Genomic DNA, 26,445 nt, shown 5'->3' with positions numbered 1-26,445 from the left:
CCTTGGCGCTTACTTGCGCAGCGCCATTGCGCTGCTGGTCGTGCGGCGCAGGGTGGAAAGCGCGTAATAGAGCTGGAAGTCCTTGATGCCCTTCGCCTCAAGTTCTTCCGGCGTCATCTTGAAGCGCGGATCGACATCCTTGTCCTGTTCCAACTGCTTGTCGTCGAGGTCCACCTCGTTGATCAGGTGCTTGCGCAGGTCGGATTCGCGCAGGGCGAACTTGGCGCGCTTGGCGGCATCGGGGTCGGACAGCTGCGGCACGCGGATATCGGGTTCGATCCCGCCTTCCTGCACCGAACGGCCCGACGGCGTGTAATAGCGCGCGGTAGTCAGCTTGATCGCACTGTCGCGCGTCAGCGGCATCAGCGTCTGCACGCTGCCCTTGCCGAAGCTGGTTTCGCCCATCACCAATGCGCGGTGCTGGTCCTGCAGCGCGCCGGCGACGATTTCGGAGGCCGAGGCGGAGCCGACATCGATCAGCACGATCATCGGCATCTTGGGCACCACATCGCCGGGGAACACGGTTTCCGCATCGAACGAGATGTTCTCGTTCTTGTTGCGGCCGCGCTGGGACACGATCTGGCCCTTGGTCAGGAACAGGTCCGACAAGGCGACTGCCTCGTCCAGCGAACCGCCGGGGTTGGAACGCAGATCGAGCACCAGCCCGTTGATCCGTCCGCCTGCATCCTTGCGCAGGGCGGCGATGGCGGCGCGGACATCCTTGCCCACATCCTTGGAGAATTCGTTCACCGAGATGACGCCGATGGCGCCGTCTTCCAGCTTGTAGGTCACCGGTTCCAGTTCGATCACGCCGCGCGTCACGGTCACGTCGAACGGTTCCTCGCGGCCCGCGCGGAAGATGGTCAGGCGCACGCTGCTATCGGCCGGGCCGCGCATCTGGGCCACGGCCTCGTCCAGCGTCTGGCCGAAGATCAGCTTGCCATCGATATGGGTGATGAAGTCGCCCGCCTTGAGGCCGGCCTTCTCTGCCGGGCTGCCCTTCATCGGCGAGATGATCTTCACGGCGCCGTCATCCATGCCGACCGAGATGCCCAGCCCTTCGTAATTCCCGTCGATCAGCGTATCGAGGCGCTTCAGTGCCTCCCCGTCGAGATAGGAGGAATGGGGATCGAGCGCGCCGAGCATGCCGTCGATCGCGCCCTTGATCAGCACATCGTCATCCACCGGATCGACATAGGCCGCCTTGATCCGCTGATAGACCGCGAACAGCTTGCCGAATTCAGGCGCCGCGCGGCCTTCCACCTGTGCAAGGCCAGCCGTGGTGGCCGGAATCAGTGCCACCGCCGTAACCAGTGCAGCAGATCGGAAGAGCTGGACGAATTTCATCTCAATGGCACCTTGAACACTTGTGCGACCGGCACATTTCGGCGCGCTTGTATCGCGCCCGGCAGCTTAACGCCAGATGAGGGCGCATGAAGGAGAATTCCAGAGCCAGCGGTTCTAGCCAAGGAATTCCAGCGGATTGACTGGCGCCCCATCGCGCCGCAATTCCAGCGTGATGAGCGGGCGGGTCGGGGCAGCGATGCCCAGCGGGGCGCCGCGCACCAGTTGCTGGCCCACGACCACGTCCACCCGCGCCATGCCGGTCACCAGAGTGGTCCAGCCGCCTTCATGTTCGATGATCGCGATCCGGCCATAGCCGCGATAGGGCCCGGCAAAGACCACTCGCCCGGCAGCCGGTGCGACAACCTGCGCGCCCCCGCGCGGCGCGAGCGTGATGCCCTGCGTCAGCGCCCCGCCGGAAGTGGGCGCTCCGAAACCCGTCACGGTGCGCCCCGCTACCGGCAGCTGATAGCCCGCGGGCGGGCGCGCTGCGGCGGCAGCCTGCGTCTGCACCGCGATCACCCGCGATTCTTCCGGACGGGGCGGGCGGATGATCGGCCCAGGCAAGGCGGCCAGCCGTTCACGCAGATTTCCCGCCGCGTCGAGCTGGGCGACCAGCCCGTTGAGATCGCGCGCTTCTTCGGCAAGGGCCAGCGCCCGCTCCGCCTCGCGCGCGGCATCGCCGCTCGCCCGCCGCGCATCGAGCCGCTGGCGGGTTTCGAGCGCAGCCAGTTCCTTGCGGCGGGCTTCGAGCAGGCTTTCATTCCCGCGCAGATCGGCCAGTGCCCGCTCGGCCTGGCGTTGCAGGGCCTTTCCGCGCGCGAGTTCTCCGCGCAGGGCAGCAGTGCGGCGCTGCACTTCGGGCACGGTGGAGCCCAGCATCGCGCGCAGATAGACCATTTCCTTCACCGAACCGGGCCGCATAACCGACAAGGCGAGCGGGCGGCGGGAAAAGCGCTGCAGCGCGGCGGTGAGGCGCACGACCGGCTTCTGCCGCTGGGCCAGCCGCGCGGCGAGCGCCCGGCGCTGTCCGTCGATCAGGGAAAGCCGGGCTTCCGCAGCGGCGATACTGGCTTCGGATTCCTGGATGCGAGCGGCAAGCGCGGCAGTCTGCTGCGCGATCTTCTCCGCCGCCTCTCCGGCGCGGGCGGCCTCGCCTTCCAGCACCCTGGCACGGGCCTCGGCCGACTGCCGGTCTTTCAAGGCGCGGCTGATCGCCTGGCGCGTCTCGTCCACGCTGGAAAACCCGGCCTCGCGCTGGGCGGAAGCACCTGCGGAAAGCAGGGCCGCCAGCAGCAGCGGGGCAAGGACAAGGCGCACGCGCATTCGCATGGCGCTAGCCTGCCCGATGATAGGGATGGCCTGCAAGGATAGAGGTTGCGCGGAACAGCTGTTCCATAAGCATGGCGCGCGCCAGAAGATGCGGCCAGGTGGCCTTGCCGAAGGCGAACAGCAGGTCAGCGCCCTGCCGCGCGGCCTCGCCATGCCCGTCCGCCGCGCCCAGCACGAAACGCGTCTCGCGCACGCCATCGTCGCGCCAGCGGCCCAGCAAGGCAGCGAATTCTTCCGAGGAAAGCTGCTTGCCGCGCTCGTCCAGCAGCACGGTGCGGCATGGGGTAAGCGGTTCGGGAATATTGCCGCCGGTTTCCGGAAGCTCGGTCAGCTTCAGGGGCCACTGGATGCGCTTTTCATAGCGCGCGACGAGTTCCGCCTCGGGCGAGCGCCCGATTTTCCCTCTGGCAATTACGTGCAGGCGCATGGAGCCCTCCCGCGCCTGCCTTACAGGTCAGGCTTGCCCGGCTGCAACCGGCGGTGCGTCGCCAAACGCCCACATGCGCTCGAGATTGTAGAAGCTGCGCACTTCGGGGCGGAACAGGTGCACCACCACGTCGCCCGCGTCGATCAGCACCCAGTCGGCGGCCGGAAGGCCTTCGATCCGGGAGGAGCCGAAGCCCGCTTCCTTCACACGCTCGGCCAGCTTCTGGGCCATGGCGGCCACCTGCCGGGTCGAACGGCCCGATGCGATCACCATGTGATCGGCAATGCTCGATTTCCCTTCCAGGGGAATCGAGATCACGTCCTGCGCCTGGTCATCGTCCAGCGACTGGAGGATGAGGGCATGAAGCCGTTCGGCTTCGCCAGCCACCTTGCCGCCCGTGGCGGGAAGAGGACTGGCCTTGGAAGTGCCGGTACTGGCCGGCGATGTCTGCGCGTGGTTCATCGCAGCGTGTGGTGCTCCATCTGGGGGGACATGAACGCAAAGGGAGGCGTGCGCCTCATGCGCGCTCCTCCCCGGATCGGTCTTGAATGAGACAATGCGTCACCTGATCCCGTGGCGGCGCGCCCTTGAAGCGGCGGGCCCAGTCAGGATCTGCGCGGCGTATCAGTGTCGCCGAACGCGGATCGGGATCAAAACGCAATTCTATCAGCGCCGGTGCGCTCCATTCACCCCGGTTTCTCAAGCTGGCGGCAGGTACCCGGAAGCGCCTGAGCCAGGCCATCGCGGGGCTCGCGAAGGCAGCGGCATCATAGCCGGGGCGGGCGATGACCGCAATCGGCATTTCCCGGGCAATGCTGCGCCAGTCCTTCCAGCGGTGAAACTGCGCAAGATTGTCGGCCCCCATCAGCCACAGGAAACGGCGGCGCGGATAGCGGCGTTTGAGGGCTCTGAGCGTATCGATGGTGAAGCGCGTGCCCAGTTCCCGCTCGATCGCCGAAACCCTGATCGGGGCTCCGCGCGCGGCCTTTTGCGCGGATTTTACCCGCGCCGAGAGCGGCGCCATGCCTGCATCGGGCTTGAGCGGATTGCCGGGCGAGACGAGCCACCACAGCTCGTCCAGCGCCAGCGCATCCCGCACGAACAGGCTGACCCGCCGATGCCCGCGATGCGCGGGATTGAAACTGCCCCCCAACAGGCCGGTCAGTGGATGACTGCGCGTCATCGCGGCTCCCGCCGGGGCGAGATTCGGGCGGAATTGGTGCCAGTCTGCATCCCGATTGCCCAGCCCGGATATTCAGGTTCCAGTGCGCCAAGTTCGGCAAGAATACCCAGTTCCTCGGTGGTAAGTTCCACATCGCTGGCAGCGATGTTCTCGGCCAGCTGGTCCGCCCGCTTGGCGCCTACGATCACGCTGCTGACCACGGGCTGATGCAGCAGCCAAGCCAGCGCGATGGCGGGCACCGTGAGTCCGCGCAGCTGGGCCATCGGGCGCATCGCTTCCACCAGCGCGGCCGCCCGTGCCTTGTCCACGCGCGGGAAATCGAGCTTGGCGCGGCGGCCGTCGCCCTGCGTCGTTCCATCCTCGGCAAAGGCATATTTCCCGCTGAGCAGCCCGCCGGCCAGCGGGCTCCACACCATCAGCCCCAGCCCTTCGCTGGCCAGCATGGGCGCCAGCTCGCGTTCCAGATCGCGCGAGGCGACCGTGTAATGCGCCTGGAGCGAGACGAATTTGTCCCACCCGCGCCGCTCGGCAATGCCCAGCGCCTTGACGATCTGCCACGCCGCCCAGTTGGAAACGCCGACATAGCGCGCCCTTCCGGAACGCACGATGTCCTCCAGCGCACGCAAGGCCTCTTCCATCGGGGTGAGCGGGTCCCAGCCATGGATCTGGTAGAGATCGACATGGTCGAGCCCCAGCCGGGCGAGGCTTTCATCCACGTGGTGCAGCAGATGCTTCGCGCTCATGCCCGCATCGTTCGGCCCCTGCCCCATCGGGCCCATGCCCTTGGTGGCAATCACGATTTCCTGCCGGGGAATGCCCAGCGCGCGCAACGCACCGCCGACGAATTCTTCCGACTGGCCCTGCGTGTAGACATTCGCGGTATCGATGAAATTGATCCCGGCTTCCACCGCCTGCTTCACCAGCGCGGTGGCGCCTGCCTGATCCAGTTCATGCGCGAAAAAGCGGCTCGGCCGATTGCCGAAAGTCATCGCGCCGAGGCACAGCTCCGATACGACGAGGCCCGAATTGCCGAGACAATTGTAACGCATGGCTGGCTCCTCCCAACTGGGAGGTGGTGATGCGGGGCAGGCCCGGTGCCGTCAAGCGGCACCGGTTCGCCACGAAGCCGGATCAGGGCCGGGTCTGGCCCTTGCCCCGCGCTACCCATTTATAGGTGGTCAGCCCTTCAAGGGCGACTGGGCCGCGCGCATGAAGGCGCCCGGTGGCAATGCCGATTTCCGCGCCCAGCCCGAATTCGCCGCCATCGGCGAACTGAGTGGAAGCGTTGACCATGACGATCGCGCTGTCGACCTCGTTGAGAAAGCGTTCCGCCACGGCCTCGTCCGAAGCGAGAATCGCATCGGTGTGGCCCGAGGAATGGCGCGCAATGTGATCGAGCGCGGCATCGAGCCCGTCCACCACGGCGACAGACAGGATCGCGTCGAGATATTCGGTGTCCCAATCATTCGCGCTGGCAATGCCGATACGCGGATCGAGCGCACGGGCGCGCCCGTCGCCGCGCAATTCGCAACCGGCATCGATCAGCGCGGAGACGACATCGGACCCGCCCGCGAAATTAGCGTCGATCAGCAGCGTTTCCATCGCCCCGCAAATGCCGGTGCGGCGCATCTTGGCGTTGAGCGCCACGGTGCGGGCCATTTCCGGATCGGCGGAGGAATGGATGTAGGTGTGGCAGATGCCGTCCAGGTGGGCGAGCACGGGCACGCGCGCTTCGGTCTGCACCCGCTCCACCAGATTCTTGCCGCCACGCGGTATGATCATGTCGATCAGACCCGCAGCACGCAGCATGGCGCCTACGGCCTCGCGATCCTGAGTAGGCATCAGTTGCACAGCATCGGCGGGAATCCCGCCTTCTTCCAGCCCCTTGGCCAGTGCGGCGTGAATGGCGCGATTGGAATTGACCGCTTCGCTGCCGCCGCGCAGCAGCACGGCATTGCCCGCGCGCACGCACAGGGCCGCCGCGTCCGCCGTCACATTGGGGCGGCTTTCATAGATGATGCCGATCAGGCCGATGGGAATGCGCACGCGCGACAGTTCCAGGCCATTGGCAGGCACCGAACGGTCGATCACCTGGCCGACGGGATCGGGCAGGTCCGCCACGGCTTCCACCGCCGCGGCAATGCCTTCCAGCCGCGCCGGATCGAGCTTCAGCCGGTCAATCATCGCGCCGGTCAGGCCCCGGGCCTCGCCAGCGGCAACGTCACGCGCATTGGCCTCCAGCACCTCTGGCCCGGCCGCGCGCAGGGCAGCGGCGGCGAGCTTGAGCGCGGCGGACTTTTCCGCATCGCTCTTCCTCGCCAGCACGCGCTGCGCTGCGCGGCCAGAGCGGGCAAGCCGCTCAACCAGGTCAGTGCATTGGGCGTCGGTATCGTGCTGAGTAGCCATGGCGGCCCCCTACCATCCGGGGGACCACTTGTCACCGATCTCGATTCGCAATGCATTTGCGAGCGACGAAGCCAGCGACTCGGGGAGCGAATCGCATGAGTCAAAAGCGTGGTTAACCCGCCGTTTTCCGATTCCCCGGAGGAATCGCTATGCGTCAAAACGATTCATCGCGCGACTCCACCGTTCTGCCCCTGGACTCCCCTGCCGCGATAGACGGTTACCGGCAGCCCTGTAAGCAGCGTGCCCCATACCGAAACAGTCCGGGCTTGGGCCGGGTATTGGGGTCGTCAACTTGATCAGGGCGGATGCCGCAAAACTGCGGGAAAGGCTGAAGGCCTGGTTCCCGGACCGCGAATTCTTTATGCGGTCCCAGGGCCAGGTTCGCTTCATCAAGCTCTCCTCGCGCGTCCAGATGGCCGCAGCGGGGGCAGTGGCGTTTGCCCTGCTGGTCTGGGCCGTGACGATGGTGAGCGTGGCCGTCAGCCAGTTCATTTCCCAGCGTGACCGGCTGGCGATGCTGGAACGGGAAGCCAAGGTCGAATCCGCCGAAAGCCGCGTAGAAGCCTATCGCGAGAATCTGGACGAGACCGCCGACGAACTGACCCGCCGCCAGGAATTCATCGAACAGACCCTCGACGGCGTGCTCGACGATATCAAGGTGACCGACAAGGACACGGTAAGCGATTCCTCCAAGGAAGCCGCCGAAACGGTGAAGAAGGTCAGCGCGGCCATCCCGGAAGCTGCGGGCCTTGCGCAGATCGAAGCGCGGCAGATCGCCTTTGCCGAAAAGCTGACTCTCTATGCCGACCAGCGCTCTGCCCGCGCGGCGCGCGCGATCCGCAAGCTGGGGCTCAATCCCGAGGCCATGCTGCGTTCCGCCCGGGCGGCACAGGGCGGTCCGCTGGAATTGCTTTCCACCCGGCGTGACGGCGGGATCGACCCGCGTTTCGAGCGCATGGGCCTCAGCCTTGCGCGCATGGAAGCCCTGGAAGACAGCCTGCAGGGCATTCCGCAATATCTCCCGGCCGCCGCATGGTCGATCTCGTCCGGCTTCGGCTATCGCCGCGATCCCTTCACCGGGCATGGCGCAATGCATGCCGGGCTCGATTTCCGCGCCGGCTACGGTTCGCCTATCCATGCCGCGGCCAAGGGCAGGATCAGCTTTGTCGGCCAGAAATCCGGTTACGGAAGGGTCGTGGAAATCAGCCATGGCAATGGGCTGATGACTCGCTATGCTCACATGTCCGCTTTTCGCGCCCGGGTTGGGCAGCAGGTTGCCGCAGGCGACGTGATTGGCGCCATCGGCAGTTCCGGCCGTTCGACCGGCCCGCACCTTCATTTCGAGGTGCGTATCAATGATCGCGCGGTGAACCCGCGCCCCTTCCTGGAGGCTGCGCCCCATGTTCTCGAAGAAGTCCGCGGAACAGCCGCGGCCCGCAGCGGCAAAGCCGCAAGGTAGGATGACCATGACCGGCAGTGCGACTTTCTCCGTGATCGGCAGCGACGTCACCATCAAGGGCGACATCAGCGCCAGTGCCGATCTGCATGTCGACGGGCGAGTGGAAGGCGATATTGCCTGCGCATCGCTGGTTCAGGGCGAATCGAGCGTGATCGAAGGTTCGATCGAAGCGGAAACCGCGCGCCTTGCCGGCCGTGTCACCGGATCGATCCATGCGCGCGAACTGGTGGTGCTGCGTTCTGCCCGAGTCGAAGGCGACGTGCATTACGATGCACTAACCATCGAACAGGGTGCGCAGGTGGATGGCCGCTTCTCGCATCGTATTCCTGGCCAGGCCAAAGGTGCAACGCCTGCTGGTGGCGAAGGGCCGGACGATGAAGGCGGCCCTAAGCTGCATCTCGCAGGCTGAAGCCACACGGACTGAAGGCTGAGCGAAAGCCCGGCCTTACCCTTCTCCCAGAACCTCGCGACGCAGGGCCTTGCGGTCCAGCTTGCCGATGGGCGTCTTGGGCAGGGTATCGCGGATTTCCACCCGCTGCAGCCGCTCATGCTTGCCGAGATGGGAATTGGCCCAGTTGCACAATTTCTCGCCATCGGTCGGCGGCGAACATTCCGCCAGCGTGACGAAGGCCGCCGGACGCTCGCCCAGATAAGCATCGGGCACCGCGATCACCAGCACTTCCTTCACGCAGGCATTGCGCAACAGCACATCCTCCACCTGGCTGGGGAAGACCTTGAAGCCGCCGACGGTGATCATGTCCTTCGAGCGGTCGACGATGCGGATGTAGAAATCCGGATCCAGCGTGGCGATATCGCCCGTGCGCAGCCAGCGCTCGCCATCGCGCAGGGCAAAGGCGGCCTCCGCGGCTTCGGGGCGGTTCCAGTAACCCTGCATCACTTGCGGGCCGCAAATCGCCAGTTCCCCCGGCTCGCCCGGCGGAGCGTCCTGCGTCGGATCTTCCTTGTCGAGCAGGCGGATGCGGGTCTCGGGCAGAGGCTGGCCGATCGTGCCGTGGCGGTTTTCCCCCTCATAGGGGTTGGTCGACACCACGCCCGAGCTTTCGGTAAGCCCATATCCTTCCACCAGCCGCGCGCCGCTGGCTTCCTCGAACCGCTGATGCAGCGGTTCGGGCAAGGGCGCGCCGCCTGAGATGCACACCAGCAGGCTGGAGAAATCGGTATGCTCAAGGCGCGGATTGTCCAGCAGCGCCTGATACATGGTCGGCACGCCGGGAAAGGCAGTGGCGCCCACTCGTTCCATCGTCTTCAATGCCTGCGCCGCATCGAAACGCGGCAGCATGGAAAGGCATCCGCCCTTCACCACCGTGCGGTTGAGCACGCAGGTATTGGCGAAGACATGGAACAGCGGCAGCACGCCCATGATGATATCGGGCCCGCTGCGGAACGGATCGATCGCATCCACCTGCCGCGCATTGGCGGTAAGGTTCTGGTGGCTGAGCATCGCGCCCTTGGGCACGCCGGTGGTGCCGCCCGAATATTGCAGCAGCGCGATGTCCTTTTCGGCATCGAGCGCGACGGGCGTGGGTTGGCCCCGACCGATCATGTCTTTCCAGGCAAGCACTTCGGACCGTCGGGGCAGAGGGCTTGTGCTCTTGCGCCCGACAAGCCTGAGCGCCAGCCCCTTATACCAGGGCAGCATGTCGGCCAGCCGTCCGACCACGAGTTTCTGGAGCGAAGACTGATCCAGCACCTTGCAAGCCGTGGGCAGCAACGCCGGCACATCGAGCGTTACCAGCAGCTTCGTGCCGGAATCCTCCACCTGCGCTTCCAACTCGTCGACGGTATAGAGCGGCGAGAAATTGACCGCGATGGCACCCGCCATCATCGCGCCGAAATAGGCCGCGACGTAGATGGGCACATTGGGCAGGAACATCCCCACCCGGTCGCCCTTGGCGATGCCCAGCTTCTGCAGCCCGGCGGCAAAGGCGCGCGCATCCTGCAGAATCTCCGCATAGGAATAATGCCGCCCCATGAATTCGACCAGAGTCGCACCCGGATGGGCGGCCACGGAATGCTCGAGCATTTCCGGCATGGTCAGCGGCGGAAGGTCCAGCTCCCACGCGCAGGCATGATTGTAGCAATCGGGCGCCGGGCGAAACGCTTCGTCCGGTGCGGCTGCTGACGGCCCTGCCTTACTGACATCCATGTTAGTCAGTGTGGCTTAAGCAGGTAGTTAAGGCAAGTGGGAAGGCGAGCGAAACGGGCCCCGGAAGTGGCGGACAGGCAAAGAAAAACGCCCCCGGAACCGGTCCGGGAGCGTCTGGATTTCCTGAAGCGGCGATGCCGTAGCGTCAGCCCCGGATCGCCGGTTTCCGATCAGCCCTGACCTTCAGCAGCCTCGGCCGCGCGCTTGGCTTCGAGCCAGGCTTCCACTTCGGCTTCCTGCGCGGCTTCGATTGCGGCCTTGGCGGCAGCTTCGCGTTCCGCGCGCAGTTCGTCGATCAGCGCCTGACGATCGTCGGACGTGCCGGTTTCCACCGGAGCGTTGGGATCGATGCCGGCCTTCTTGGCGGCCTTGGAGACCACGGCGTCCAGCTCGCGCTGCGAGCACAGGCCCAGAGTCACCGGGTCCTTCGCCTGAATGTTCTGGATGTTCCAGTGCGAGCGGTCGCGAATCGCGGCGATGGTGTTGCGCGTCGTGCCGATCAGCTTGGAAACCTGCGCATCGGAAATTTCCGGATGGTTGCGCAGAATCCAGGCGATGCCATCGGGCTTGTCCTGCCGCTTGGACACCGGAGTGTAGCGCGGGCCCTTGGTGCGGCTGACCTGCACCGGCGCCTTCTGCATCTTCAGCACATAGTTGGAATCTGCCTGACCGCGCTCGATTTCCTCATGGGTGAGCTCGCCCGAATGGATCGGATCGCGGCCGGTATATTTGGCGCTGGTCAGATCGTCGGCCATGGCCTGCACTTCCAGGATGTGCAGCCCGCAGAAATCCGCGATCTGTTCGAAGCTGAGAGCGGTATTGTCTACGAGCCACGACGCCGTGGCATGCGGCATGAGCGGTTTGGACTGGGACATGGTCTTCTCTCCGCCCGCCTCTTCGCGGGCCCAAAATAGAAGGGCCGCCCCTTTCGGAGCGGCCGTTTGCCTGCCCTAGATAGGACATTGCCCCCGTTTGGGCAAGCAGGAGCGCGATCAGGCCGCGCGGCGGATCGCCAGGGGAAGCGTGGGCGCGGCAGGTTCGGCCACCGGCTCGGCAGGGCAGACCAGCGCATCGAGAAACTGGCGCGCGCTCGCCTCCCACGTGAAGCTGCGACCGTGAGCAAGGCAACGCTCACGGTCGAGCGTCAATGCGCGGGAGATCGCGGCGGACAGATTCTCGTCCATTGCGCCGCTCTGGGGGGTGAGTATGTCGACCGGCCCGGTCACCGGATAGGCTGCCACCGGCGTGCCGCAAGCCAGTGCCTCGATCATCACCAGCCCGAAGGTATCGGTGCGACTGGGGAAAATGAAGACGTCCGCCCCGGCATAGCAGGCCGCCAGTTCCGCCCCCATCTGGCGGCCGAGGAAATGGGCGTCGGGAAATTCCTGCCGCAGCCGGGCCAATGCGGGCCCATCGCCCACCACCACTTTCGATCCGGGAACATCGGACTTCAGGAACGCCTCGATGTTCTTCTCGACCGCGACCCGCCCGACATAGAGCTGAATCGGGCGCGGCAGATCCCAGTAGAAATCGGGCGGCGCCACCTGCGGGCCGAAAGCCTCCAGATCGACGCCCCGGCTCCATTCGCGCAGATTGGACAGGCCATGGGCGCGCAGATCGCGCCGCACGCTCTCGGTCGCCACCATGATCCCGGCGGAGGGGCCGTGGAACCAGCGGATATAGGACCAGAACCATGACGCCGGCAGGCCGGTGCGCTTGGCGACATAGTCCGGGAAATGCGTGTGATAGGCCGTGGTGAACGGCACTGCCCGCGCCACGCAATGATTGCGCGCGGCAAGGCCCAATGGCCCTTCGGTGGCGACATGCACGGCATCGGGTGCGAAATCTTCGATCCGCTTGCCGACCGAACGGCCACTCGCCAGCGCCAGGCGGATTTCGGGATAGGACGGGCAGGGAACCGAGCGATACTGGTCCGGCGAGATCACCAGCACCTCATGCCCCCAGCGGGCAAGGATTTCGGTGATTGCCTGCAACGTGCGGACGACGCCGTTTACCTGCGGAGCCCAGGCATCAGTGACAAGGGCGATTCTCATGGGTGAAGGCCCTTTCCCGCCATGCCGATCAGGCCGCCTGCGCCAGACGGGCGACGGCTTCGGCAGTTTCCGTCTCTGCCGCGTTGCGCTTGGCGATCTCGTCGGTCCAATGGAGGATTTCCATGCGCCCGTCGAAATGTTCGACCAGCGCATTGCAGCCTTCCACCCAATCGCCATCGTTCCAATATTCGATCCCGTCGAACATCCGGAACTCGGCCGTGTGGATGTGTCCGCACACCACCCCGTCAACCCCCCGTTGGGCGGCGGCGCGCGTGACGATCTCTTCATAGCGGGAGATGAACTCGACCGCGTTCTTCACCTTGTGCTTCGCCATCTTGGACAGTGACCAGTAAGGCAGGCCCAGCCGGGCACGTACCGAATTGACCCGGCGGTTGAGCCCCATCAGCAGCGTGTAGGCAGCATCGCCCACGAAGGCGAGCCAGCGATGGGCCAGCATCACCGCGTCGAACTCGTCGCCATGCAACACCATCAGCCGGCGCCCGTCGGCCGTATCGTGGAAGGCGGCGCGGCGAATCTCGACTCCGCCGAAATTCAAGCCGGTGAACTGGCGGAACATCTCGTCATGATTGCCGGGAATGTAGACGATACGCGTTCCGCGCTTGGCGCGTTTGAGGATGCGCCAGACGATGTCGTTATGCGTGGCGGGCCAGTAGAACTTCTTCTTCAGGCGCCAGCCATCGATGATGTCGCCCACGAGATACATCGTCTCGCTGTCGACATTGTCGAGGAAGTCGATCAGCAATTCGGCATTGCAGCCCTTGGTGCCGAGATGGACGTCCGAAATCCAGATTGTGCGATAACGCCGCCGCCCTTCGCCCGAAGGTTCGGGGACGCTGGGCTCGCTCACCGTGAAATGAGGAAAAGCCGAAACGGCGATGCCGTTTTCACCGTAATTGTCGCGCTCGCCAAACATTCGGCATTGCCCTTGAACAACCTGATCTTGGCTTTGCGCCTATGAATCCCAATTGTTACAGGCGATTCACAGTTCAGGGACAGTTCCGCGACTCTTTACAATAAAGTCGTCATTCCATCGTCACATAGCCGGGCAGGTTTCCGACCCTGTCGAGCCAGGCGCAGACATTGGCATAACCGCCCAGCACGAAGCCGCCTTCTTCGGCGACATGGGTATAGGCATAGAGCGCGATATCGGCGAGCGAGGCCGCCTTGCCCACGAACCAGTCCTGTGCCGCCAGGTGCCGGTCCATCAATTCCAGCGCAGCTTCACCGGCAAGGCGCTTGGACGGGATCAGGCCCCGCTGCTGCTCCGAAAGGCTGCCCTGCCCGACATAGGTCAGCCAGAAGCGCAAAGTGGCGATGTTCGGTTCGTGATTATATTGTTCGAAGAACATCCAGCGCAGCATGTCCGCCCGGTCGAACCGGTCAGCGGGAACCAGCCGCGAACCCTCCGCCAGATAGAAACAGGCGGCATTGCTTTCGGGCAGAAAGCGATGGCCGATCTGCAGCACCGGGATGCGGCCGTTGGAATTCACTTTTGCGAGAAATTCGGGCGTGCGCGTCTCGCCCTTGAGAATATCGTAGCTGCGCCGTTCCAGATCGAGGCCCAGCAAGGCGGCGGTGAGGCGAATCTTGTAGCAATTGCCGCTGACCGGGTCCTCGTGAAGGATCAGCTTGTCATCCATCATCCACCTCCAGCACGATTTTGCCGATGTGCTCACCCGCTTCCATCCGGGCATGGGCCGCACCCGCCTCGCTCAGCGGGAAGACCCTGTCCATCACCGGGCGCAAGGTCCCTTCGGCCACCAACGGCCATACATTTTCTTCGATTTCCTGGGCGAGCAGCGCCTTGAACCCGTCGGAACGCGGACGCAGCGTCGATCCGGTCATCGTCGCGCGGCGGACCATCAGTGCGGCCATGTTGATCTCGGCCTTTGCCCCGCCCAGCACGGCGATAGTCACATGGCGGCCGTCCTCAGCAAGGCAGCGCAGATTGCGCGGCACATAGCTGCCCGCGACCATGTCCAGCACCAGATTCACGCCCTTGCCGCCAGTGAAGGCCTGCACTTCCTCCACGAAGTCCTGCTCGCGATAATTGATCGCCAGATCCGCACCGATCCTGCGCGCGGCCTCGCACTTGTCCTCGCTGCCGCAGGTAGTGATGACGGTGAGGCCGAACAGCTTGCCCAGCATGATCGCCATCGAACCGATGCCGCTGGTGCCGCCATGGACCAGCAGCGTTTCCCCCTCCGACGCCCAGCCGCGATCGAACACATTGTGCCACACGGTGAACAGCGTTTCCGGCAAGGCGGCAGCCTCCGCCAGCGAAAGGCCCTGCGGAACAGGCAGGCAATGGCTGTGATGGGCGAGGCAATATTCGGCATAGCCGCCGCCCGGCACCAGCGCACAGACCTTGCGGCCCAGCATTTCGGGCTCAACGCCCTCGCCCACCGCCACGATAGTGCCCGACAGTTCGAGCCCGGGGATCGGAGAGGCGCCCGGCGGGGGCGGATAATGGCCCTGGCGCTGAATCACGTCCGGCCGGTTGACCCCGGCAAAGGCAGTGCGAAGCAGCACCTGCCCCGCGCCCGGCCGGGGCACGGGCAGGGTTTCCGCCCGCAATACTTCGGGGCCGCCTGGGGCGTCGAAGCCCATTGCCGTCATCGTTTCGGGAAGAGCTGCTGCCATTGCTTCCAATCCGGCTGGTGGCCCGCCGGCCACACTCCACATGCCAATCGAAGCCCCCATTGACAGAAAGCGCGGACAATTGCGATGCTGCGACGCAATGGATGACGACGATCTCCCCAGGCGGCGCGGAGATGCAGCCGGCCAGCTCTCGAAAGAGAGCCTGGACAGCTATTCGCTGGACGAACTGGCGGATCGCATCGCCCTGCTCGAAGCGGAAATCGCGCGGGTGAAAGCCCATCGCGACAAGGCCGGGGCCCACAAGCTGGCGGCCGAAGCACTCTTCAAGCCGAAAGCGACTACCTGATGCGGCCCGCCCCTCCCAATCCGGCGGGGCCACCCCATATAGGTCTTGTCCCTCCTGCCCGTGGCCATACAGCTTCGGTCAATCTCGCTCCCTTACCCCTTCCGGTAACGGAAGGGTCTTCCCCGCAACCGAAAGAACGCTGAATGCCCAATTTCGCCCAGAGCCTCGAAAAGACGCTGCACAACGCGCTCCAGAATGCGAGCGACCGCGCGCATGAATATGCGACGCTGGAGCACTTGCTGCTGGCGCTGGTGGAAGACCCGGACGCCGCCGAGGTGATGACCGCATGCGGCGTGGACCTGGGCGAGCTTGCCGAAGTGGTGAAGCAATATCTCGATCAGGAATATCAGTCGCTGAAGACCGAGGATGAGGCCGATCCCCAGCCCACGGCCGGATTCCAGCGGGTAATCCAGCGCGCGATCCTGCACGTCCAGTCTTCCGGCAAGGATACGGTTACCGGCGCCAATGTGCTGGTGGCCCTGTTTTCCGAGCGTGACAGCTATGCCGTCTATTTCCTGCAGCAGCAGGATATGAGCCGCCTGGATGCGGTAAGCTATATCAGCCACGGCATCGGCAAGGGCGGTCGCCAGGTCGAAACCCGCACGCCCGGCGGCGCGGAAGAACCGCAGCAGCAGGCCGAGGAAAAGAGCGACAAGTCCAAGAAGGATTCCGCGCTCGACCAGTTCACGGTGAACCTCAACCAGAAGGCGCTGGACGGCAAGGTCGATCCGCTGATCGGCCGCGGGCCGGAAGTGGACCGCACGATCCAGATTCTCTGCCGCCGTTCCAAGAACAACCCGCTCTATGTCGGCGATCCGGGCGTGGGCAAGACGGCCATCGCCGAAGGCCTCGCGCGCAAGATCGTGGAAGGCGACGTGCCCGAAGTGCTTGAAAAGGCGGTGATTTACTCGCTCGACATGGGCGCACTGCTGGCCGGCACCCGCTATCGCGGCGATTTCGAGGAACGGCTGAAGCAGGTCGTCTCCGAACTCGAAAAGATGCCGCATGCGGTGCTGTTCATCGACGAGATCCACACGGTAATCGGCGCCGGGGCGACCAGCGGCGGGGCCATGGACGCTTCCAACCTGCTCAAGCCAGCGCTTTCGGGCGGCACGATCCGCTGCATCGGTTCGACCACCTACAAGGAATTCCGCAATCACTTCGAGAAGGACCGCGCCCTGCTGCGCCGGTTCCAGAAGATCGACGTGAACGAACCGACCGTGGAAGACACGATCAAGATTCTGCGCGGCCTGCGTTCGGCCTTCGAGGAACACCACAAGGTCAAGTACACGCCCGAGGCGATCAAGACCGCCGTCGAGCTTTCGGCCCGTTACATCAATGACCGCAAGCTGCCCGACAAGGCGATCGACGTGATCGACGAAGTGGGCGCAATGCAAATGCTGGTGCCGCCTTCCAAGCGGAAGAAGAAGATCACCGCCAAGGAAATCGAGGAAGTGATCGCCACCATGGCGCGCATCCCGCCCAAGACGGTCAGCACCGACGACAAGAAGGCGCTCGAATCGCTCGAGAAGGACCTCAAGCGCGTGGTCTTCGGGCAGGACAAGGCCATCGAAGTGCTCTCCACGGCGATGAAGCTGTCTCGTGCGGGCCTGCGCGATCCGGACAAGCCGATCGGCAGCTTCCTGTTCTCCGGCCCCACCGGCGTCGGCAAGACCGAAGTGGCCAAGCAGCTGGCGAACATCATGGGCATCCCGATGCAGCGCTTCGACATGTCAGAATATATGGAACGCCATTCGGTCAGTCGCCTGATCGGCGCCCCTCCGGGCTATGTCGGCTACGATCAGGGCGGGTTGCTGACCGATGCAGTGGACCAGCAGCCGCACAGCGTGTTGCTGCTCGACGAAATCGAGAAGGCGCACCCGGACCTGTTCAACATCCTGCTGCAGGTGATGGATAATGGCCGCCTGACCGACCATCACGGCAAGACGGTGGACTTCCGCAACGTGGTGCTGATCATGACCACCAATGCCGGCGCTTCCGACATGGCGCGCCAGGGCATCGGCTTCGGCGACGTATCCAAGGAGGATGCGGGCGACGAGGCGGTGAAGAAGATGTTCAGCCCCGAATTCCGCAATCGCCTCGATGCGATCGTGCCCTTTGCCTATCTGGGCCAGGAGACGGTCAGCCGGGTGGTGGACAAGTTCATCCTCCAGCTGGAATTGCAGCTGGCCGAGCAGAACGTCCACATCCAGTTCGATTCGGATGCCCGCCAGTGGCTGGGCAAGCGCGGTTACGACAAGCTCTACGGCGCCCGTCCGATGGCCCGCCTGATCCAGGACAAGGTGAAGCAGCCGCTGGCCGAGGAACTGTTGTTCGGCAAGCTCGTCCATGGCGGCGAAGTCCATGTGAGCGTGAAGGACGACAGGCTCAGCTTCGAACTGACGCCCGCCCCGCCCAAGGAGGAAAAGCGCAAGCGTCCGGCTGCGAAGAAGGCCGTGCCGAAGAAAAAGCCCGTCCCGCAGGCCGACAAGGGCACCGGGGAAGACTGAGCACGCCTCCCGCGCAAGGAAATTTGAGGCGAGTCAAAGCGCTCGCCTCGAATTTCCGCGATGGAAAGGCTGGAGCAGTCTTTTCAGGAAAGGGAATCCATGGCCGCCGCACCCGAGGAACCGCGCGTCACCGCCTTTGAGCGGCTGGGCGGAGCTGAGGCGATCCGGCGGATTGTCGAGCGTTTCTACGATTTGATGGACGGCGATCCGGCCTATGCCGAATTGCGCGCGATGCATGCAGCCGACCTTGCCCCCATGCGCCAGTCGCTCGCCGGCTTCCTGACCGGCTGGAGCGGCGGTCCGCGCGACTGGTTCGATGCGAATCCCGGCAAATGCATGATGAGCATGCATTCGGCCTTCCCCATCGGCGCCCAGACGGCGGGCCAATGGGCCGAGGCGATGCAGCGCGCCATCGCCGATGCGCATTTGCAGGATGCCGAAGTGGCAGGCCTGCTTTCCGAAAGGCTGCACATGATCGCCCGCGCCATGGGCCGCGCTTGATTCCCCTGCCCTGTCGCCTATCTTGAGGCGGCGAGGCCACGTCCTCCCCCTTTTAAAGGGCACAGGTCCGGGACGGCCCGGCGACTTTTGAAAGGAAGTTCGCCATGGCTTGGGCCACTCTCATCGTCGCCGGTCTGTTCGAGGTCGTCTGGGCCTATTCCATGAAGCTGTCCGGCGGCTTCTCTCGCCTCTGGCCATCCCTGCTCACTATCTCCGCCATGCTGGTCAGCTTCGGCCTGCTCGCATGGTCCATGCGCACGCTGCCGCTCGGCACCGCCTATACGGTGTGGACCGGCATCGGTGCGGTCGGAGCCTTTGCCGCCGGCATCCTGTTCCTGGGCGAGGCCGTCACGGCCAGCCGCCTGCTCGCCGCCGGCCTGATCCTGAGCGGGATCGTGCTGATGAAGCTGTCGAGCCCCGCCTAGACGGTCTGAATCTTCACCAGCTTCTCGCGCGAAGTATCTCCGCGCAGCAAGGTGACACGGCTGCGCGCCACGCCCAGGGCTCCGGCGATCAGGGCCAGAACCGCCTCGGTCGCTTCCCCATCCTTGGGCTTGGCGCGGGTCTTCACCAGCAGCTTGCCTTCCGCGATTTCGAGCAGTTCCACCCGCGCGCCGGGCGTGACTTTCACCGCCAGCCGGCCATCCGTATCGGCCAGGGCGAGTATCGCCTCGGCGGGTGGGGCTTCCGTCTTAGGCCGCGCCATCTTTCAACGCGGCGGCATGGTGGCGGGCATTCTCGACATAATGGGCAACCCCCGCGCGCATCTCGGCGATCGCCTTTTCGGGCAGATCGCGCGCATGGGTGGCAGGCCTTCCGGTCCAGAGCTGGCCGGAAGGCATCGCCTTGCCCGGCGTAAGCATCGCGCCGGCCGCCAGCATGGCGTCGGCCCCGATACGGCAACCATCCATCACGATGGAACCAAGGCCGACAAAGGCCCGGTCTTCCAGAATGCAGCCATGGACCATGGCGAGATGGCCGATCAGCACATCTTCCCCGATCAGTGTCGGGAACCCTTCCGGGCGGCGCGGGCTGGGGCTTTCGCAATGGATCACGGTGCCATCCTGCACATTGGTCCGCGCGCCGATCACGATGCGGTTCACATCCGCACGGATCACGCAATTGTACCAGATGCTGGCATCCGGCCCGATCTCGACGTCGCCGATGATCCGGCACCCCGGTGCGATGAAGGCAGTATCGTGGATTTTCGGCGTCTTGCCGTGGATGGACAGGATAGTGACGTCACTGCGGTTCATTGCGCGGCCTCCCATTCCGCCCGGTCGATCGAATAGACGATCGTATCGCGAAACGGCGCTTGCGGGCGCAGATCGGTGAAGTCGAGGTCTTCGCGGCGCCGCATCCCGATCCGCTTCATCAGGCCCCAGCTGGGCGCGTTCTCCAGCACGGTGAGGGCGACGATCTCTTGCGCGCCGAAGGTGTCGAAGCCTGCCGCCAGCGAGGCCAGTGCTGCCTCCTTGGCGTAACCCTGCCCCCACGCGTCCTCGCGCAGGCGCCAGCCGACTTCCATCTCGCCCAGTGACGGGCTGTCGGGGGCATCGGTGCGCTTGAGGCCGCAAAAGCCCAGCACTGCGCCATCTTCCTTGCGTTCGACCAGCCAGAAGCAGTGGCCGTTGCGTTCGCGGCAGGTTTCGACCCGGCTGCGCTGCGCCGCCACGCCTTCCGCCTGCAGCACGCCGCCCAGCCAGCGCATCACTTCAGGCGTGTTGGTGTGAAGGAAGAATGCCTGCCAGTCCTCATCGCCGCTCCAGTCGCGCAGGACCAGCCGTGCAGTCTCCCGGCGGAACTCAGCCATGGAGCAGGCGCGCGGCGAGCGGCGCATGATAGGTCAGCACGCCGGAACAACCGGCGCGCTTGAAGGCCAGCAATGTCTCCAGCACAAGGTCCTCGCGCTTGCCCGCACCGGCGGCCGAAGCTGCCTCGATCATCGCATATTCGCCGCTCACCTGATAAGCGAACACCGGAACTTCGAAGCGTTCCTTCACCCGGCGCACGATATCGAGATAGGGCAGGCCCGGTTTCACCATCACGCTGTCGGCCCCTTCGGCAAGGTCCAGCGCCACTTCGCGCAGGGCCTCTTCCGAATTGGCCGGGTCCATCTGGTAGCTCTTCTTGTCGCCCTTCAGCAGCCCGCCGGAGCCCACCGCATCGCGGAAGGGACCGTAGAAGGCGCTGGCATATTTGGCGGCATAGGACATGATCTGGACATTGGCGTGGTTGCCCTGTTCCAGCGCGGCCCGGATCGACCCGATGCGCCCATCCATCATGTCCGACGGGGCAATGATATCCGCCCCGGCCTCTGCCTGATTGAGCGCCTGGCCCACCAGCACCTCAACCGTGGCGTCGTTGAGGACATAACCCGCCTCGTCGATCAGCCCATCCTGGCCGTGGGCCGTATAGGGATCGAGCGCCACGTCGGTGAGGACGCCCACATCGTCGCCGCAAGCATCGCGGATCGCCCGGATCGCCCGGCACATCAGATTATCGGGATTGAGTGCCTCGGCCCCATTGTCGCTGCGCCGTTCAGGCTGGGTGTTAGGGAACAGGGCAAGGCACGGAATGCCAAGCGCCACTGCTTCCCTCGCGCGGGCGGCAATGCCATCCACCGACCAGCGCGAAACGCCGGGCAGCGATCCAACCGGTTCTTCCACGCCCTGCCCTTCGGTAACGAAGAGCGGCCAGATAAGATCGGCCGGGGTGAGAATGGTTTCACGGTGGAGCGCGCGGCTCCATGCACTGGCGCGGGTGCGGCGCAGGCGGGTTGCGGGGAAAGATGCGCTCGTCATGGCGCGCCTCCTGCCGGAAATCGCGCCAATTCGCAATTGAATGGAGCTATGCCAAACGCCTTCAGCGCAACTCGCGCGGGCGATCCACGCGTTCGATTTCCCGCTTCGGCTCTTCGGCAACGCTGGAAGCGGGCGCCAGGCTCACCAGCGCGGCACCGGGCTGCACCTGCAGCAGGCCCGCAAGCTGCGAGCGGAAGCTGGCCAGTTCCTTACCCGAAAGCGTGGCGCGAGTGACGAATTGCACGCTGGCCGGATTCACCGTCTTGCCGCCACGATACATCTCGTAATGCAAATGGGGCCCGGTCGAGAGGCCAGTGGAGCCGACATAACCGATCACCTGGCCGCGCCGCACGCGCTGACCGTTGCTGACGGAAATCCGGCTCATATGCGCATAGCCAGTTCCCAGCCCGCCGCCGTGATTGAGCTTTACATAATTGCCATGCCCGCCATGACGACCGGCGAAGGCCACCGTGCCATCGCTGACGGCATAGATCGGCGTGCCGTAGCCCGCCTTGAAATCCATCCCCGCATGCATGCGCGTGTAACCGAGGATCGGATGGCGGCGCATGCCGTAATTGGAGGTCACCCGGCCTGAAACCGGCGCGAGCAGGCCGCTACGCTGCTCGCCCACGCCCGACGCCTCGAAGAACTGGCCGTCCTTGCCCCAGCGCATCAGCTGGGTCTTGGGTTTTCCGTTCCGGATCACCCCCGCATAGAGCAACTGGCCGGTTTCCACTTCGCCCGTAGCCGCGCGCTTGTAGGAAACGATCATGTCGAATTCGTCATTCGGGCCCAGGGCACTGTCGAGATCGTACTGGCTCGCCAGAGTGCGCAGATAGTCCTGCACGGCCCGAGCCGGAGCGCCTGCCCCGCGCGCGGAGCGATAGAGGCTGGAGCCAACTCTGCCGCGGATACGTAGCGGGGTCGAATCGACACGAATCGGCCGGGGATCCAGCGCCAGAGCCCCGTTTCGCCGCTCGAGCGCGAGTTCGAGATCGAAACGCGCGCGGAAGGATAGCGAATCGAGCGGCCGCGGCTGGGTGGGCGAAACGCGGCGGCCCAGAACGAGATCCACTTTCGTGCCTGCGGAAATGTCCGACAGCGGCATGGCAGCCGAAACCAGCGAGACAACGCGGTCCGCTTCTGCCGAGCCGACACCGGCACGTTGAAGCATCCGCGCGAAACTGTCGCCCTGGGCAAGGGTTGCCACCAATTCGATCTGCGGCCGTTCCGGAGCCGACTGCAACGGGCGCACGGCAGCCGTGGCGGCCATATGGCGGCCGCTATCGCCGCCAAGCGCCAGCGGCATGATCATCTGGCTGCGAAATTCGTCGCGTTCGGCATCGCCGATGCTCATCGGCGCGGCGGCTTCCACGGGGGCGAAATCGGGCCAGAACAGCAGCGCCACGGCAGCAAGGCCGAACATGGTGCCCGCCCCCCGGAACCAGCGCGTGCTGCCGATATCCTCGGCAAGGTCCGGTGCCAGATCGAGGCCTGAGAAATGAAGCGAAAGGCGCTCACGCCACTGGCCATAGCGTTCCGCAAAGGAATTGAAGCGGGCAATCACCAGCTTGCGCGGATCGTCCAGGATCAGGGAATGCGAAAGCTGGGCCGCGGCAGAGCCTGGCCCGCTTACGCTGCCGGCATCGATACCGGCTTCCCCCTGGTCACGCGGCTTGAACAAACCCGTCTCCACTCGGCCTGGCCGGCCATCCGCTCTTGAGGATGGCGCGACCCGATCCCGCCCGCCTGTCTGGCGCAAATCCATGGCGGATCAAAGTTAATAAGCCGTCAATTTCGATGGAGTGACTCGGACGGACGGCTAGCTGAAACAAGGGCGCCATCGGCAAAGTCGGCCAATGTTCGGTTGCCTGCCCCGCCCGCACCTGCCACATTGGATATCATTGTGACCCGAAGTTCCGCCGATAGGCGCATCAAGGCCGTACTCGGCCCGACCAATACCGGCAAAACCCATCTCGCGATCGAGAGGCTATGTGCCCATTCGAGCGGCGCCATCGGCTTTCCGCTGCGCCTGCTGGCGCGCGAGGTCTATGACAAGGTCCGCGCGATCAAGGGCGACCGTTCGGTTGCGCTGATCACTGGCGAGGAACGAATCGAACCGCCCGAAGCGCGCTGGTTTCTCTGCACTGCCGAAGCCATGCCCGCCGGTCGGCCCGATCGCCTGGGCAAAGGATTGCTGAGCAAGGGCGATCTGGCCTTCGTTGCGCTGGACGAAGCCCAGCTCTCGGCCGATCCCGAACGCGGGCACATCTTCACTGACCGGCTGCTCAATGTGCGCGGGCGGGAAGAGACGATGCTGCTCGGCTCTGCAACGCTCTCACCCATGGTGAAAGCGCTGATCCCGGATGCGGAGATTATCGAACGTCCACGCTTTTCCACGTTGCGCCACGCAGGCAGCGCCAAGCTCTCCCGCCTGCCCCCCCGCAGTGCCATCGTCGCCTTCTCGGCGGAGCAGGTCTATGCCGTGGCGGAAATGCTCCGCCGCTTCCGGGGCGGCGCGGCCGTGGTCATGGGTGCGTTGAGCCCCGATACGCGTAACCGCCAAGTCGAGTTGTTCCAGTCCGGCGAGGTGGACTACATCGTCGCCACCGATGCCATCGGCATGGGCCTCAATCTCGATGTTACCCATGTGGCCTTTGCCGGGCTCTCCAAATTCGACGGATCGCGCCAGCGGCGTCTTACTCCCTCGGAAATGGCCCAGATCGCGGGGCGTGCGGGGCGACACCAGAAGGACGGCACCTTCGGCACCCTGTCGGGTGGCGGACGCGGCGGCGCTCCGGTGGAGTTCACCGAGGAAGAAATCTACGCGATCGAGGAACACCGTTTCGCGCCGCTGACCAAGCTGTTCTGGCGCGAATCCGATCCCCGCTTCGACAGTGTCGACATGCTGATCGCCGATCTGGAAACCAAGCCCGATCTGCCCCAGCTTGCCCCGGCACCCGAAGCGATCGACCTCAAGGTGCTCAAACGCCTGGCGGAAGAACACGGCATTGCCGAGACCCTGACCACGCCGGGAATGGTACGCCGCTTCTGGGATGTCTGTTCGCTGCCCGATTTCCGCCAGCAGGGCGCAGAAACGCATGCCCGCTTCGTCCAGCGCCTGTGGCAGGAGCTGAAAGACGGCTATCTCGGCGCGGATTACGCGGGGGCCAGGATTTCGGAGCTGGACAATCTGTCCGGCGACATCGACACGTTGCAGGGCCGCATCGCAGCGATCCGCAGCTGGGCCTATATCGCCCAGCGGCCCGATTGGGTGCTGGCAAAGGATGAAATGGCCGCACGCGCGCGCTCTGTCGAAAGCCGGCTTTCGGACGCGCTCCATCAGCGGCTCACCGAACGTTTCGTCAATCGCCGCACTGCTGTATTGATGAAGACCATGGGGAAGGATGCAGGTCTCTTGAAGGTTGAACTGAACGACGACGGCGCTGTGCTGGTCGAGGGCGAAGCGATCGGCCATCTGGACGGTTTCCGTTTCGTGGTGGACGCGCAGGCCGGCCATGCCGATCGCAAGCTGCTGCTCGCCGCGGCGGAAAAGCACCTGCCGCAGTTGCTGGCCCAGAAGGCACAGAAGATGGCAGCAAGCGAACTTGGCACGCTGACACTGGAAGGCGGGCAGGTGCTGCGCGAAGGCCAGCCGGTTGCCACGCTGCATCCTACGAAGGACATCACCCGTCCGAGGCTGGAACTGGCGAAGGAACTCACCGCGCTCGGCCCGGTGCAGGCCGAAAAGCTGGCGGAGACGCTTGGTCACTGGCTCGAAGGCGAACTGGCTCCACTGGCGCCGCTGCGCACGTTGGAAGAAGCGACTCGCGACCCGGAAGCTGGCACCGAATTGCGCGCGCTGTTGCTGCAGGTTGTCGCCGGCGCCGGCATGGTCGCGCGTGAGAAGGCAGGCCTTGCCTATCTTCCCAAGGAACGGCGTCACCTGCTGCGCAAGCTGGGTGTCACCATCGGCGCACTGGACGTCTTCGCCCCGGCCCTGCTCAAGCCCGCGCCACGCCGGCTTCTGCGCGCAATCGGTGCAGATAATCGCGCGGTGCAGGATAATATGGCCGCCGTCATCGAGGGCGCACGGCATCTTCCGGCGGGTTATCGCCATGCCGGCAGGCACGCGATCCGGCTCGACATGGCCGAAAAACTGTTCCGTGCCGCGCATGAAGCGCGTGCCGCCGCTTCCGGTAAACGGTTCTTCATCGATCTGGCCCTGCCCACTTCGATGGGACTGACCGAGGAGAGCTATGCGCGGCTGATGCGAGACGCTGGCTTCCGCCCCGTGCGCCACCGCGCATTGGCCGAGGGTGCCTTTGGCCCGCCCGCCCCGCTGATGTGGGATTGGCGCGCCCCCAGAACCGACCATCGCGGCGAACGCCAGGAAGAAGAACGCCGTGGGCGTTCCCCGCGCGGGGAAACCCATCGCAAGGATGCCGGATCGTCAGCCCGCGGAAATCAGGATCGCAAGGATGGACGCGTCCGCAAGGACGGCAGGGGCGGCAAGCCCACCGGCGGCGGCAAGCGTCCGGAAAACCGGCCAGCACCGTCCCGCCCGGCGGAAGGCAATGCCTTCGCGGTCCTGGCGGATCTCCTGCGCTAATACCAAGGCCACGAAATGCGGATCGACCGGCTCCTCTGGTTCCTGCGTTTCGCAAAGAGCCGGGGGCTGGCACAGAAATGGGTCGGTGAGGGCCATATTCGCCGCAACGGTGCCCGGGTTGTGCATCTGGATCAGGCCATCGGGGCGGGTGATGTGCTCACTCTGCCCCTAAGAAGCCGTGTGGTGGTGATAGAAATCCTGTCTTTGCCAAGCCGGCGCGGTCCGGCAGAAGAGGCACGCGCCTGCTATCGGGAACTTGACGCTTCCGGCACAATCGCCATAGCAGGCGGCGAAAGCCAATTGAGCGAAGGACAACCGCACCCATGACCTATGTCGTCACCGACGCCTGCATCCGCTGCAAGTATACGGACTGCGTCGAGGTCTGCCCGGTCGACTGCTTCTACGAAGGCGAGAACATGCTGGTGATCAATCCCAGCGAGTGCATCGACTGCGGCGTGTGCGAACCGGAATGCCCGGCCGAGGCCATTCTGCCCGATACCGAGGGCGGCCTTGAAAAGTGGCTCGAGCTCAACGCCAAATATTCGGCTGAATGGCCCAATATCACTGCCCGCAAGGATCCGCCGGCCGACGCTGACGAGCACAAGGGCGAAGAGGGCAAGTTCGACAAGTACTTTTCCGCCGAAGCCGGCGAAGGCGACTGATCCAAATCAGGACGTT

Annotated in this window: 27 protein-coding genes; 9 read left to right on the top strand and 18 right to left on the bottom strand. The window is 64.8% G+C overall.

Features of this window, described 5'->3' with window-relative positions; genetic code table 11:
* Nucleotides 1-9 precede the first annotated feature (9 nt).
* From WFP36_RS07245 to WFP36_RS07215, 7 genes are all read right to left on the bottom strand, one after another.
* Nucleotides 10-1,347 carry a S41 family peptidase gene (locus tag WFP36_RS07245; protein WP_336979225.1) on the bottom strand — a complete coding sequence of 446 codons (1,338 nt, stop codon included), beginning with the start codon at nucleotides 1,345-1,347 and terminating at the stop codon, nucleotides 10-12.
* A gap of 114 nt (nucleotides 1,348-1,461) precedes the next feature.
* Complete coding sequence (locus tag WFP36_RS07240; RefSeq protein WP_336979223.1) at nucleotides 1,462-2,676, bottom strand: murein hydrolase activator EnvC family protein; 1,215 nt, start codon at nucleotides 2,674-2,676, stop codon at nucleotides 1,462-1,464.
* Nucleotides 2,677-2,680: 4 nt separating this feature from the next.
* Nucleotides 2,681-3,103 carry a 23S rRNA (pseudouridine(1915)-N(3))-methyltransferase RlmH gene (locus WFP36_RS07235; RefSeq protein WP_336979221.1) on the bottom strand — a complete coding sequence of 141 codons (423 nt, stop codon included), beginning with the start codon at nucleotides 3,101-3,103 and terminating at the stop codon, nucleotides 2,681-2,683.
* 27 nt (nucleotides 3,104-3,130) lie between these two features.
* Nucleotides 3,131-3,565 carry a ribosome silencing factor gene (gene rsfS, locus WFP36_RS07230; protein WP_336979219.1) on the bottom strand — a complete coding sequence of 145 codons (435 nt, stop codon included), beginning with the start codon at nucleotides 3,563-3,565 and terminating at the stop codon, nucleotides 3,131-3,133.
* A 55-nt stretch (nucleotides 3,566-3,620) separates the two neighbouring features.
* On the bottom strand, nucleotides 3,621-4,286 hold the full coding sequence (locus WFP36_RS07225; protein ID WP_336979217.1) for a nicotinate-nucleotide adenylyltransferase: 666 nt from the start codon (nucleotides 4,284-4,286) through the stop codon (nucleotides 3,621-3,623).
* On the bottom strand, nucleotides 4,283-5,335 hold the full coding sequence (locus WFP36_RS07220) for an aldo/keto reductase (protein ID WP_336979216.1): 1,053 nt from the start codon (nucleotides 5,333-5,335) through the stop codon (nucleotides 4,283-4,285). The genes WFP36_RS07225 and WFP36_RS07220 overlap by 4 nt, the downstream gene beginning before the upstream one ends.
* Nucleotides 5,336-5,417: 82 nt before the next feature.
* Nucleotides 5,418-6,692 (bottom strand): glutamate-5-semialdehyde dehydrogenase, encoded by a 1,275-nt coding sequence (locus WFP36_RS07215; protein ID WP_336979215.1) that lies wholly within the window; start codon nucleotides 6,690-6,692, stop codon nucleotides 5,418-5,420.
* Nucleotides 6,693-6,984: 292 nt separating this feature from the next.
* Between WFP36_RS07215 and WFP36_RS07210 the strand changes: the two genes are divergently transcribed.
* Nucleotides 6,985-8,151 carry a M23 family metallopeptidase gene (locus tag WFP36_RS07210; RefSeq protein WP_336979214.1) on the top strand — a complete coding sequence of 389 codons (1,167 nt, stop codon included), beginning with the start codon at nucleotides 6,985-6,987 and terminating at the stop codon, nucleotides 8,149-8,151.
* Nucleotide 8,152: 1 nt separating this feature from the next.
* Nucleotides 8,153-8,560 (top strand): bactofilin family protein, encoded by a 408-nt coding sequence (locus tag WFP36_RS07205; RefSeq protein ID WP_336979212.1) that lies wholly within the window; start codon nucleotides 8,153-8,155, stop codon nucleotides 8,558-8,560.
* A gap of 36 nt (nucleotides 8,561-8,596) precedes the next feature.
* Here the strand turns inward: WFP36_RS07205 and WFP36_RS07200 are convergent, their stop codons facing one another.
* From WFP36_RS07200 to WFP36_RS07175, 6 genes are all read right to left on the bottom strand, one after another.
* Nucleotides 8,597-10,318, bottom strand: coding sequence for a long-chain-fatty-acid--CoA ligase (locus WFP36_RS07200; protein ID WP_336979210.1), 1,722 nt, complete (start codon nucleotides 10,316-10,318; stop codon nucleotides 8,597-8,599).
* Nucleotides 10,319-10,488: 170 nt separating this feature from the next.
* Nucleotides 10,489-11,193 carry a DUF1013 domain-containing protein gene (locus WFP36_RS07195; RefSeq protein ID WP_336979208.1) on the bottom strand — a complete coding sequence of 235 codons (705 nt, stop codon included), beginning with the start codon at nucleotides 11,191-11,193 and terminating at the stop codon, nucleotides 10,489-10,491.
* Between the two features lie 117 nt (nucleotides 11,194-11,310).
* Nucleotides 11,311-12,372: a glycosyltransferase family 4 protein gene (locus WFP36_RS07190; protein ID WP_336979206.1), complete on the bottom strand. Its 1,062-nt coding sequence runs from the start codon at nucleotides 12,370-12,372 to the stop codon at nucleotides 11,311-11,313.
* Between the two features lie 28 nt (nucleotides 12,373-12,400).
* Complete coding sequence (locus WFP36_RS07185; RefSeq protein ID WP_336979205.1) at nucleotides 12,401-13,306, bottom strand: UDP-2,3-diacylglucosamine diphosphatase; 906 nt, start codon at nucleotides 13,304-13,306, stop codon at nucleotides 12,401-12,403.
* 109 nt (nucleotides 13,307-13,415) lie between these two features.
* Nucleotides 13,416-14,033: a glutathione S-transferase family protein gene (locus WFP36_RS07180; RefSeq protein ID WP_336979204.1), complete on the bottom strand. Its 618-nt coding sequence runs from the start codon at nucleotides 14,031-14,033 to the stop codon at nucleotides 13,416-13,418.
* Nucleotides 14,026-15,036, bottom strand: a complete 1,011-nt coding sequence (locus WFP36_RS07175) for an NAD(P)H-quinone oxidoreductase (RefSeq protein ID WP_336979202.1) — start codon at nucleotides 15,034-15,036, stop codon at nucleotides 14,026-14,028. Before WFP36_RS07175 ends, WFP36_RS07180 begins: the two co-directional genes overlap by 8 nt.
* A gap of 97 nt (nucleotides 15,037-15,133) precedes the next feature.
* On the opposite strand from WFP36_RS07175, the gene WFP36_RS07170 reads away from it, so the two are divergent.
* The 4 genes from WFP36_RS07170 to WFP36_RS07155 all read left to right on the top strand — a co-directional run bounded on the left by WFP36_RS07170 (nucleotide 15,134) and on the right by WFP36_RS07155 (nucleotide 18,776).
* A complete protein-coding gene (locus WFP36_RS07170) occupies nucleotides 15,134-15,340 on the top strand; it encodes a DUF1192 domain-containing protein (protein WP_336979200.1) in 207 nt (68 codons plus the stop codon).
* Between the two features lie 143 nt (nucleotides 15,341-15,483).
* A complete protein-coding gene (gene clpA / locus WFP36_RS07165) occupies nucleotides 15,484-17,850 on the top strand; it encodes an ATP-dependent Clp protease ATP-binding subunit ClpA (RefSeq protein ID WP_336979198.1) in 2,367 nt (788 codons plus the stop codon).
* 99 nt (nucleotides 17,851-17,949) lie between these two features.
* The gene (locus WFP36_RS07160; RefSeq protein ID WP_336979196.1) at nucleotides 17,950-18,351 is read left to right on the top strand and encodes a group II truncated hemoglobin; all 402 of its coding nucleotides are present in this window, start codon (nucleotides 17,950-17,952) and stop codon (nucleotides 18,349-18,351) included.
* A gap of 104 nt (nucleotides 18,352-18,455) precedes the next feature.
* On the top strand, nucleotides 18,456-18,776 hold the full coding sequence (locus tag WFP36_RS07155; protein WP_336979195.1) for a DMT family transporter: 321 nt from the start codon (nucleotides 18,456-18,458) through the stop codon (nucleotides 18,774-18,776).
* On the opposite strand, the gene WFP36_RS07150 is transcribed toward WFP36_RS07155, so the two are convergent.
* The 5 genes from WFP36_RS07150 to WFP36_RS07130 all read right to left on the bottom strand — a co-directional run bounded on the left by WFP36_RS07150 (nucleotide 18,773) and on the right by WFP36_RS07130 (nucleotide 22,839).
* The gene (locus tag WFP36_RS07150; RefSeq protein WP_336979193.1) at nucleotides 18,773-19,057 is read right to left on the bottom strand and encodes a DUF167 domain-containing protein; all 285 of its coding nucleotides are present in this window, start codon (nucleotides 19,055-19,057) and stop codon (nucleotides 18,773-18,775) included. The two genes, WFP36_RS07155 and WFP36_RS07150, sit on opposite strands and share 4 nt — an antisense overlap.
* Nucleotides 19,044-19,607, bottom strand: coding sequence for a gamma carbonic anhydrase family protein (locus WFP36_RS07145; protein ID WP_336979191.1), 564 nt, complete (start codon nucleotides 19,605-19,607; stop codon nucleotides 19,044-19,046). Before WFP36_RS07145 ends, WFP36_RS07150 begins: the two co-directional genes overlap by 14 nt.
* Entirely contained in the window at nucleotides 19,604-20,164 is a 561-nt protein-coding gene (locus WFP36_RS07140) for a GNAT family N-acetyltransferase (RefSeq protein ID WP_336979189.1), read from the bottom strand. Before WFP36_RS07140 ends, WFP36_RS07145 begins: the two co-directional genes overlap by 4 nt.
* A complete protein-coding gene (hemB, locus tag WFP36_RS07135) occupies nucleotides 20,157-21,155 on the bottom strand; it encodes a porphobilinogen synthase (RefSeq protein WP_336979187.1) in 999 nt (332 codons plus the stop codon). Before hemB ends, WFP36_RS07140 begins: the two co-directional genes overlap by 8 nt.
* A gap of 61 nt (nucleotides 21,156-21,216) precedes the next feature.
* Nucleotides 21,217-22,839 carry a M23 family metallopeptidase gene (locus WFP36_RS07130; RefSeq protein ID WP_336979185.1) on the bottom strand — a complete coding sequence of 541 codons (1,623 nt, stop codon included), beginning with the start codon at nucleotides 22,837-22,839 and terminating at the stop codon, nucleotides 21,217-21,219.
* 222 nt (nucleotides 22,840-23,061) lie between these two features.
* Here WFP36_RS07130 and WFP36_RS07125 point away from each other — a divergent pair, with 222 nt between their 5' ends.
* The 3 genes from WFP36_RS07125 to fdxA are packed head-to-tail and all read left to right on the top strand — an operon-like array spanning nucleotide 23,062 to nucleotide 26,429.
* Nucleotides 23,062-25,767 carry a helicase-related protein gene (locus WFP36_RS07125; RefSeq protein WP_336979184.1) on the top strand — a complete coding sequence of 902 codons (2,706 nt, stop codon included), beginning with the start codon at nucleotides 23,062-23,064 and terminating at the stop codon, nucleotides 25,765-25,767.
* A gap of 15 nt (nucleotides 25,768-25,782) precedes the next feature.
* On the top strand, nucleotides 25,783-26,094 hold the full coding sequence (locus WFP36_RS07120; RefSeq protein ID WP_336979182.1) for an RNA-binding S4 domain-containing protein: 312 nt from the start codon (nucleotides 25,783-25,785) through the stop codon (nucleotides 26,092-26,094).
* On the top strand, nucleotides 26,091-26,429 hold the full coding sequence (gene fdxA, locus WFP36_RS07115; RefSeq protein ID WP_336979180.1) for a ferredoxin FdxA: 339 nt from the start codon (nucleotides 26,091-26,093) through the stop codon (nucleotides 26,427-26,429). Before WFP36_RS07120 ends, fdxA begins: the two co-directional genes overlap by 4 nt.
* Nucleotides 26,430-26,445: the final 16 nt, after the last annotated feature.

The sequence above is a fragment of the Fulverythrobacter fulvus genome (assembly GCF_037154085.1).
Classification (GTDB): domain Bacteria; phylum Pseudomonadota; class Alphaproteobacteria; order Sphingomonadales; family Sphingomonadaceae; genus Andeanibacterium; species Andeanibacterium fulvum.
The sequence above is the reverse complement of the archived record's forward strand: the minus strand, read 5'-3'. Positions and strand labels throughout refer to the sequence as shown.

Bases quoted from the DNA above. Each gene is read 5' to 3' on its own strand.
- WFP36_RS07190 (WP_336979206.1), bottom strand. From the start codon at position 12,372: ATGAGAATCGCCCTTGTCACTGATGCCTGGGCTCCGCAGGTAAACGGC.
- WFP36_RS07160 (WP_336979196.1), top strand. From the start codon at position 17,950: ATGGCCGCCGCACCCGAGGAACCGCGCGTCACCGCCTTTGAGCGGCTG.
- WFP36_RS07120 (WP_336979182.1), top strand. From the start codon at position 25,783: ATGCGGATCGACCGGCTCCTCTGGTTCCTGCGTTTCGCAAAGAGCCGG.
- WFP36_RS07220 (WP_336979216.1), bottom strand. From the start codon at position 5,335: ATGCGTTACAATTGTCTCGGCAATTCGGGCCTCGTCGTATCGGAGCTG.
- WFP36_RS07200 (WP_336979210.1), bottom strand. From the start codon at position 10,318: ATGGATGTCAGTAAGGCAGGGCCGTCAGCAGCCGCACCGGACGAAGCG.
- WFP36_RS07245 (WP_336979225.1), bottom strand. From the start codon at position 1,347: ATGAAATTCGTCCAGCTCTTCCGATCTGCTGCACTGGTTACGGCGGTG.
- clpA (WP_336979198.1), top strand. From the start codon at position 15,484: ATGCCCAATTTCGCCCAGAGCCTCGAAAAGACGCTGCACAACGCGCTC.
- WFP36_RS07150 (WP_336979193.1), bottom strand. From the start codon at position 19,057: ATGGCGCGGCCTAAGACGGAAGCCCCACCCGCCGAGGCGATACTCGCC.
- WFP36_RS07225 (WP_336979217.1), bottom strand. From the start codon at position 4,286: ATGACGCGCAGTCATCCACTGACCGGCCTGTTGGGGGGCAGTTTCAAT.
- WFP36_RS07195 (WP_336979208.1), bottom strand. From the start codon at position 11,193: ATGTCCCAGTCCAAACCGCTCATGCCGCATGCCACGGCGTCGTGGCTC.
- WFP36_RS07240 (WP_336979223.1), bottom strand. From the start codon at position 2,676: ATGCGAATGCGCGTGCGCCTTGTCCTTGCCCCGCTGCTGCTGGCGGCC.
- WFP36_RS07175 (WP_336979202.1), bottom strand. From the start codon at position 15,036: ATGGCAGCAGCTCTTCCCGAAACGATGACGGCAATGGGCTTCGACGCC.
- WFP36_RS07145 (WP_336979191.1), bottom strand. From the start codon at position 19,607: ATGAACCGCAGTGACGTCACTATCCTGTCCATCCACGGCAAGACGCCG.
- WFP36_RS07215 (WP_336979215.1), bottom strand. From the start codon at position 6,692: ATGGCTACTCAGCACGATACCGACGCCCAATGCACTGACCTGGTTGAG.
- WFP36_RS07155 (WP_336979195.1), top strand. From the start codon at position 18,456: ATGGCTTGGGCCACTCTCATCGTCGCCGGTCTGTTCGAGGTCGTCTGG.
- fdxA (WP_336979180.1), top strand. From the start codon at position 26,091: ATGACCTATGTCGTCACCGACGCCTGCATCCGCTGCAAGTATACGGAC.
- hemB (WP_336979187.1), bottom strand. From the start codon at position 21,155: ATGACGAGCGCATCTTTCCCCGCAACCCGCCTGCGCCGCACCCGCGCC.
- WFP36_RS07170 (WP_336979200.1), top strand. From the start codon at position 15,134: ATGGATGACGACGATCTCCCCAGGCGGCGCGGAGATGCAGCCGGCCAG.
- WFP36_RS07235 (WP_336979221.1), bottom strand. From the start codon at position 3,103: ATGCGCCTGCACGTAATTGCCAGAGGGAAAATCGGGCGCTCGCCCGAG.
- WFP36_RS07205 (WP_336979212.1), top strand. From the start codon at position 8,153: ATGACCATGACCGGCAGTGCGACTTTCTCCGTGATCGGCAGCGACGTC.
- WFP36_RS07185 (WP_336979205.1), bottom strand. From the start codon at position 13,306: ATGTTTGGCGAGCGCGACAATTACGGTGAAAACGGCATCGCCGTTTCG.
- rsfS (WP_336979219.1), bottom strand. From the start codon at position 3,565: ATGAACCACGCGCAGACATCGCCGGCCAGTACCGGCACTTCCAAGGCC.
- WFP36_RS07140 (WP_336979189.1), bottom strand. From the start codon at position 20,164: ATGGCTGAGTTCCGCCGGGAGACTGCACGGCTGGTCCTGCGCGACTGG.
- WFP36_RS07180 (WP_336979204.1), bottom strand. From the start codon at position 14,033: ATGGATGACAAGCTGATCCTTCACGAGGACCCGGTCAGCGGCAATTGC.